Origin of the sequence: Pseudomonas sp. LA5, assembly GCF_028640825.1 — a bacterium.
Taxonomy (GTDB): domain Bacteria; phylum Pseudomonadota; class Gammaproteobacteria; order Pseudomonadales; family Pseudomonadaceae; genus Chryseomonas; species Chryseomonas aestiva.
On record NZ_JAQYZY010000022.1, the window covers coordinates 1 to 6967 of the forward strand.

Below are 6967 nucleotides of genomic sequence, written 5' to 3' on the forward strand. Positions count from 1 at the left end.
GGGACTATGCCCCCTGAGGAGGCTGTCGTCGAGATACAAGGGTGGAAAACCGCGCAGCGTTTTCCACCGGGCCTAGGTGCCTGACGGTGGACAAGGCTGTGCCGTTGTCCACCCTACAAACCTAATCGTAGGTTGGGCTGAGACGGCTCTATCGTCGAAGCCCAACAGGGACTCAGGTCCTGAGCTTGCGCAACCACTCCAACCCCGCCGAGGTATCGCCCCGCGGACGGTATTCGCAGCCGATCCAGCCGTCGTAGCCGAGGGCGTCGAAGCGCTCGAACAGATAGGGATAGTGCAGCTCGCCCAGATCCGGTTCGTGGCGATCGGGTACCCCGGCGATCTGCACGTGGCCGATGCCGGCGAAGTCGCGCTCGAAGGTCTTGCTGACGTCGCCCTCGACGATCTGGCAGTGGTAGCAGTCGAACTGCACCTTCAGATTGTCAGCGCCTATGGCCTGGCGGATGGCCTGGGCGTCATCCTGGCGATTGAGGAAATAGCCGGGCATGTCGCGCGGGTTGATCGGCTCGATGAGAATCGTCACCCCGGCTTTGGCCGCCTGTTCGGCAGCATGGGCCAGGTTGCCCAGGTAGGTGTCGCGGGCGCGGGCCCGGTCGACTCCGGCGGGCAGCAGGCCGGCCATCACATGCACCAGGCGATTGCCCAGCACGGCGGCGTAGTCCAGGGCGCGGTCGATGCCGGCGCGGCATTCGGCTTCGCGACCGGGCAGGGCGGCCAGGCCACGTTCGCCCGCGGCCCAGTCACCGGGCGGGGCGTTGAACAGCACCTGGGTCAGGCCCGCGGCGTCGAGGCGTGTCTTGATCTCGGCGGCACTGTGCTCATAGGGAAAGAGGTATTCCACGGCCTGGAAGCCATCCGCCGCGGCGGCGGCGAAGCGATCGAGGAAGGCATGCTCGGGGTAGAGCATGCTGAGGTTGGCGGCGAAACGGGGCATGGCTTGTCTCCCAGATCAGACGAAGGGCCAGAGCAGCAGGGTGATGGCGAAGCCCAGGCACCCCAGCAGGGTGGTCAGGACGGTCCAGGTACGCAAGCCGTCGGCGACGCTCAGGCCGACCAGCTTGGTGAAGATCCAGTAGCCGGCGTCGTTGATGTGCGACACGGCCAGACCACCGGCGCCCATGGCCAGGCAGAGCAGGGCCATGTGGTTGGCCGAGAGGTCCAGGGTGGCGATCAGCGGGCCGAGGATGCCGGCGGTGGTGACCAGGGCCACGGTGGTGGAACCCTGGACCGCGCGCAGCAGCAGGGTCAGCACGAAGCCCAGCGCCAGCACCGGCAGGCCGGTGGCGCGCAGCAGCTCCGAGACCACCGCGCCGATGCCGGTGTCCACCAGCACCTTGCCGAAGACGCCGCCGGCCCCGGCGATGAGGATGACCATGGCCACGCCGGGCAGCGCCGAGCCGATGACGTCCGAGACCTGCTCGCGCGACCAGCCGCGGCGGAAGCCCAGCACATAGGCGCACAGCAGGGTGTCGATCAGCAGCGCCACCAGGGGCGCGCCAATCACGGTGAAGATGTCGCGCAGCAGGTTGCCGGCCGGAAGCCAGCTGGTGGCCAGGGTGCCCAGCAGGATCAGCACGATGGGCAGCAGGATCAGGGTCACCACCAGGCCGAAGCCGGGGGCCGGGGCGGGCGGAAGGCCGGCGGCGAGGCCGGCCGGGGTCTCGTCGACCTTGACCGCGGCGGCGCCGAGGCTGGGCAGGCCGGGGGCCATGTCCTGGCCGCGGCCCCACTGCTGCAGGTGGGTGTCGGTGATCTGCGGACCATAGACGTCGCTACGGATGTCGTCGGTCATGGGGTAGTGACGACGGGTCATGCGCCCGGCCACCCACCAGCCGATCAGGGCCAGTACGGCGGTGATCGGCAGGCCGAACAGCAGCACCCGACCCAGGTCGGCGCCCAGCTGGCCGGCGGCGGCCACGGCGCCCGGGTGGGGCGGCAGCATGGCGTGCACCGTGAGCATGGTGGCGCACATCGGCAGGGCGAAGACGATCAGCGGCTTGCGCGCGGTGCGGGCGATGCCATAGGCCAGCGGCATCAGCACGATCACGCCGACTTCGAAGAACACCGGGATGCCGACCAGGAAGCCGGCCAGGGTCAGGGCCAGCGGCGTGCGTCTGTTGCCGAAGCGCTCGATCAGCGTCTTGGCCAGGGCCTCGGCACCGCCGGAGAGTTCGATGATGCGGCCGATCATGGCGCCCAGGGCGATGATGATGGCGATGTGGCCGAGGATCTTGCCCATACCGCCTTCGATGGTGGCGACCAGCTTGGACGGTTCCACGCCAGCGGCCAGGGCCACCAGGATGCTCACCAGCATCAGCGCCACGAAGGGCTGGAATTTGTACTTGAGAACCAGGAACAGCAGCAGGGCGATGCCCGCCGCGGCGATGAGGACCAGCAGCAACGGACTCATGAGCGGAACTCCGGGCGGGTAGGGCTGACGACGTGGGACATGGCACTTTCCTCGCTATTGTTGTTTTTCCAGGGCAAGCCGATCCCGCGACGGCCGGCGAGGGCCATCGTGGGGGTGTTGCGGTAGCGCGGGCTTCAGGTCACCAGACGGCGCCGAAGGTCTCCGCCAGTTCGGCCAGGGCGGCGGCATCGAGCGGCGCCGGGCGCGGTTCGCTGAGCAGCCACAGCCGCGCGGTTTCTTCCAGCTCCTCCAGGGCGAAGCTGGCCTTGCTCACGCTGCTTTCCCAGACCACCGGACCGAGGCGTTCGAGCATCACGCCCCTTACCCGGTTGGCCAGTTGCGCCACCTGCTCGGCGACGCTGGCGGCGCCGGGGCGGGCATAGGGAATCAGCGGGATATGGCCGACCTTCATCACCTGGTAGGGGGTGATGGGTGGCAGGATGTCGTCCGGGCGCCAGACGCCGGCCAGGGTCAGGGCCACCAGGTGAGTGGAGTGGGTGTGCACCACGCCGCCCACGCCGGGATTGCGGTCGTAGACCTGGCGATGCAGGGCCAGGGTCTTGGATGGCTTGTCCCCGGAGACCCAGTCGCCTTCCAGGCCGACCTTGGCGATGGCCGCCGGATCCAGGCGACCCAGGCAGGCGTCGGTGGGGGTGATCAGCCAGCCGTCTTCCAGGCGGGCGCTGATGTTGCCGGCGCTGCCCACGGTGTAGCCGCGGGCATAGAGGCTGGCGCCGACGGTGCAGATCTCTTCGCGCAGACGGGCTTCGACGCTCATGCCTGCTCTCCTGCCAGCTGGCGCAACGCCTTGGCGAAGAAGTCGCGGCTGCCGAAGTTGCCGGACTTGAGCGCCAGGGCCAGGGGGTCGCCCTGCACCTGGCCGAGGGTGGCCGGCACGCCCGGATCGATCTGGGCGCCGATACGCAGGGCCTGTACGCCCAGGGCCTGGACCACGGCGCCGGAGGTTTCGCCGCCGGCCACCACCAGACGGCGTACGCCTTGGTCGAACAGGCCGCGGGCGATCAGGCCGAGGGCGCGTTCCACCAGTTCACCGGCGCGCGCCACGCCCAGCTCGCGCTGGATGGCCTTGACCTCGTCGGCGGGACTGGTGGCATAGATGAGCACGGCCTGGCCCTGCTCACGCGCCCAGGCGAGGGCGGCGTCGATACTGTCGTCACCCCGGGCCAGGGCCAGCGGGTCCAGGCGCAGGGCCGGGCGACCGGCTTCCAGCCAGGCGGCGACCTGGCCATTGGTGGCCTGGGAAGCGCTGCCGGCCAGCACGGCTGCGCCACCGGCGGGCAGCGCCAGGGCGGCGGCGTCATGGGCCTGGAGCAGGCCGGCGCGGCGGAAATTCTCCGGCAGGCCCTGGGCGATGCCCGAACCACCGGTGACCAGGGGCAGCTCGGCACAGGCCGCGCCCAGGGTGTGCAGATCGGCGTCGGACAGGGCATCGGCGATGGCCAGGCGATGACCCGAAGTACGCAGTTCGGCGATGGCCGCGCGCACGGCCTCGGGGCCCTTGGCGACCTGATCGTAGCGCAGCAGCCCTACCTTGCCACGGCTCTGCGCCTGCAGCACCCGCACCAGATTGGCGTCGCCCATGGGCGTCAGCGGGTGGTGCTGCATGCCGGACTCGCTGAGCAACTGGTCCTGCACGAACAGGTGGCCGCGGAACAGGGTGCGCCCGGTTTCCGGGAAGGCCGGGCAGGCCAGGGTGAAATCGCAGTCCAGTGCCTCCTGCAGGGCCTCGGCTACCGGGCCGATGTTGCCTGCGGCGGTGGAATCGAAGGTCGAGCAGTACTTGAAGAAGAATTGCCGGCAGCCGCGCTGGCGCAGCCAGGCGAGGGCGGCCAGGGATTCGCTCACCGCCTCGGCGGCCGGCGTGGTGCGGGATTTCAACGCCACTACCACGGCGTCGGCCGCTTCGAGTTCGGCGTCGGCCGCGGGCACGCCGATCACCTGCACGGTGCGCATGCCGCCACGCACCAGCATGTTGGCGAGATCGGTGGCGCCGGTGAAGTCGTCGGCGATGCAGCCCAGCAGCGGGCGGGTCTCGGTCTGGCTCATGGGTTTCACTCCGCGGCCTTGGGCAACTCGATGCCCGGGAAGATCTTGATCACCGCCGAGTCGTCTTCACGACCGAAGCCTGCGGTGGAGGCCTGCATGAACATCTGGTGGGCGGTGGCCGACAGCGGCAGCGGGAATTTCGAGGTGCGCGCGGTATCCAGCACCAGGCCCAGGTCCTTGACGAAGATGTCCACGGCGGACAGCGGGGTGTAGTCGGCCTTGAGGATGTGCGGCACGCGATTCTCGAACATCCAGGAATTGCCGGCGCTGTGGGTGATGACCTCGTAGAGGGCGTCCGGATCGACGCCTTCGCGCAGGCCGAGGGCCATGGCCTCGGCGGAGGCGGCGATATGTACCCCGGCCAGCAGCTGGTTGATGATCTTGACCTTGGAACCCTGGCCGGGTGCATCGCCCAGGCGATAGACCTTGCCGGCCATGGCGGCCAGTACCGCCTCGCCCTTGGCATAGGCTTCCGCGGTGCCGGAGGTCATCATGGTCATCTCGCCACTGGCGGCCTTGGCGGCGCCCCCGGAGAGCGGGGCGTCCAGCAGCAGGATGCCGCGCTCGGCCAGGCGCTCGCCCAGCTCGACGGCGTAGGCCGGGGCCACGGTGGCGCAGGCGATCACCAGGCTGCCCGGACGCAGGGCAGAGGCGGCGCCGCCTTCACCGAACAGCACGGCTTCGGTCTGCTCGGCATTGACCACCACGGTGATGAGGATGTCGCAGCTGTCGGCCAGGGCGGCAGGCGAGGTGCAGGCTACGCCGCCTTCGCTGGCGAAGCTTTCCAGCACGCTGGCGCGCACGTCACAGGCATGCACGGCGAAACCCGCACGCAGCAGCGAGCGGGCGACGCCCAGACCCATGGCCCCGAGGCCGATGACACCGACGTTGTCTTGCATCTTGTTGTTCTCCGTAAAAAGGTCAGGCGAAGCCGGCCTGCCGCAGGCGGCGGGCGGCGTTGTAGATGTGCTGGCGGGCGGCGTTGGCGGCGGCCAGGGGGTCGCCGAGGCGGATGGCGGCGACGATGGCCTGGTGTTCTTCGTGCACCTGGCGGGAGAAGTCCTCGCGCCGCGCCTCGTTGGTGCGGGTGATGCGCGTGGCCGTCTCCAGGTACTGGCTGACGAATTCCAGGGTCCTGATGAAGTAGGGATTGCCGGTGGCCTGGGCGATGGTGCGATGGAAGGCCACGTCGGCCCGTACCCCGTCATGGCCGTCGGCGACCTCTTCGTCGATGGCGGCCAGGGCCTCGTCGATGGCCACCAGATCGGTCTCGCTGCGGTTGATGGCGGCTTCGGAGGCGATCTCGGCCTCGATGGCGCGGCGCAGGTCCAGCAGGTGGAAGACGCTGCCGGGCAGGCTGGCCTCGTCGGCGTCGATGCGCAGCGGGCGGATGCTGGCGTGGGTCGTGACGAAGATGCCGCGACCCTGCTGGGGCTGCAGCACGCCTTCGTTCTTCAGCCGCGAGATGGCCTCGCGCACCACGGTGCGGCTGACGCCGAAGGCTTCGGACAGCAGGGCTTCGCTGGGAATCTTGCTGCCGGGGGCGAAGACGCCGGCTTCGATCTTGTCCAGCAGCTGCTGGGCGACGCTGTCGCTCAGCACATTGGCGGGAACCTTGGCGAACATGGAGACCTGCTTATGTGGTTGTAAGGTTGTCATACAGGTTGTGACGCTACTTTCGCACAGGCTTTTGCCGTTGTGTAGTGGTTTTGGCGGAGGCACTACGGAATTTTTGTGATGGGTTCTACGGCTGGCAGATGCAGGCTAGAGCCACTGATAAGTGTTATAATATAACATTTACGGATGGAGGGCTGCCTCATGACCCCTGAAGAACTCCTGGCACAACCTGCCGCGGACTACATGAACGAGGTCCAGCGGGAATTCTTTCGTCGACTGCTGCTGACCCAGCGTGGCGACCTGCAACGCCTGATCGACGAGCAGGTGGAGGACCTGCGCGGCCTGGACACCCACGGCGATCCGGCCGATGTCGGCAATGCCGAGCGGGAACGCCAGTGGCAACTGCGCCAGCTGGAACGGGAAAAGAAGCTGCTGGACAAGATCGACGAAGCCCTGGAGCGCCTGGCCCGCGACGACTACGGCTGGTGCGAGGAGAGCGACGAACCCATAGGCCTTGCCCGCCTGCTGCTGAGACCCACCGCGACCCTCAGCGTGGAAGCCAAGGAGCGCCAGGAGCAGCGCGAGCGGCATCTGCAGTCGTCGTGAGGGGGCGGTAGCCGGGCTTTCCCTCACCCCAACCCTCTCCCAGGGGGAGAGGGGGTAAAGCGGACCCGCAGGTTGGGTTGAGACAGCTTCATCGTCGAAGCCCAACAGGCGGGTAGGGTGGAAAACCGCGCAGCGTTTGCCACGCGTTCAGGGGTTACCCTCACCCCAGCCCTCTCCCAGGGGGAGAGGGGGCAAAGCGCACCCGTAGGTTGGGTTGAGACAGCTCCACCGTCGAAGCCCAACAGGCGG

7 protein-coding genes are annotated in these 6967 nt (G+C 68.4%); 1 reads left to right on the top strand and 6 read right to left on the bottom strand.

Features of this window, described 5'->3' with window-relative positions:
* Positions 1-172: 172 nt before the first annotated feature.
* The 6 genes from otnI to PVZ72_RS04560 all read right to left on the bottom strand — a co-directional run bounded on the left by otnI (position 173) and on the right by PVZ72_RS04560 (position 6121).
* A complete protein-coding gene (otnI, locus tag PVZ72_RS04535; protein ID WP_273861309.1) occupies positions 173-952 on the bottom strand; it encodes a 2-oxo-tetronate isomerase in 780 nt (259 codons plus the stop codon).
* 15 nt (positions 953-967) lie between these two features.
* On the bottom strand, positions 968-2428 hold the full coding sequence (locus PVZ72_RS04540) for a GntT/GntP/DsdX family permease (RefSeq protein ID WP_133863186.1): 1461 nt from the start codon (positions 2426-2428) through the stop codon (positions 968-970).
* A gap of 139 nt (positions 2429-2567) precedes the next feature.
* On the bottom strand, positions 2568-3206 hold the full coding sequence (otnC, locus tag PVZ72_RS04545; RefSeq protein WP_187980080.1) for a 3-oxo-tetronate 4-phosphate decarboxylase: 639 nt from the start codon (positions 3204-3206) through the stop codon (positions 2568-2570).
* Positions 3203-4495 carry a 3-oxo-tetronate kinase gene (otnK, locus tag PVZ72_RS04550; protein ID WP_273861310.1) on the bottom strand — a complete coding sequence of 431 codons (1293 nt, stop codon included), beginning with the start codon at positions 4493-4495 and terminating at the stop codon, positions 3203-3205. The genes otnC and otnK overlap by 4 nt, the downstream gene beginning before the upstream one ends.
* Before the next feature lie 5 nt (positions 4496-4500).
* A complete protein-coding gene (gene ltnD / locus PVZ72_RS04555) occupies positions 4501-5394 on the bottom strand; it encodes an L-threonate dehydrogenase (RefSeq protein WP_158892799.1) in 894 nt (297 codons plus the stop codon).
* Positions 5395-5416: 22 nt separating this feature from the next.
* Entirely contained in the window at positions 5417-6121 is a 705-nt protein-coding gene (locus tag PVZ72_RS04560; protein WP_273861311.1) for a FadR/GntR family transcriptional regulator, read from the bottom strand.
* A gap of 192 nt (positions 6122-6313) precedes the next feature.
* Between PVZ72_RS04560 and dksA the strand changes: the two genes are divergently transcribed.
* Positions 6314-6718, top strand: coding sequence for an RNA polymerase-binding protein DksA (gene dksA / locus PVZ72_RS04565; protein ID WP_273861312.1), 405 nt, complete (start codon positions 6314-6316; stop codon positions 6716-6718).
* The last annotated feature ends 249 nt before the right edge of the window (positions 6719-6967 follow it).

What these genes read in the sequence shown, in the direction of transcription:
- otnI (WP_273861309.1), bottom strand. Translation starts at nt 952, where the DNA reads ATGCCCCGTTTCGCCGCCAACCTCAGCATGCTCTACCCCGAGCATGCC.
- PVZ72_RS04540 (WP_133863186.1), bottom strand. Translation starts at nt 2,428, where the DNA reads ATGAGTCCGTTGCTGCTGGTCCTCATCGCCGCGGCGGGCATCGCCCTG.
- otnC (WP_187980080.1), bottom strand. Translation starts at nt 3,206, where the DNA reads ATGAGCGTCGAAGCCCGTCTGCGCGAAGAGATCTGCACCGTCGGCGCC.
- otnK (WP_273861310.1), bottom strand. Translation starts at nt 4,495, where the DNA reads ATGAGCCAGACCGAGACCCGCCCGCTGCTGGGCTGCATCGCCGACGAC.
- ltnD (WP_158892799.1), bottom strand. Translation starts at nt 5,394, where the DNA reads ATGCAAGACAACGTCGGTGTCATCGGCCTCGGGGCCATGGGTCTGGGC.
- PVZ72_RS04560 (WP_273861311.1), bottom strand. Translation starts at nt 6,121, where the DNA reads ATGTTCGCCAAGGTTCCCGCCAATGTGCTGAGCGACAGCGTCGCCCAG.
- dksA (WP_273861312.1), top strand. Translation starts at nt 6,314, where the DNA reads ATGACCCCTGAAGAACTCCTGGCACAACCTGCCGCGGACTACATGAAC.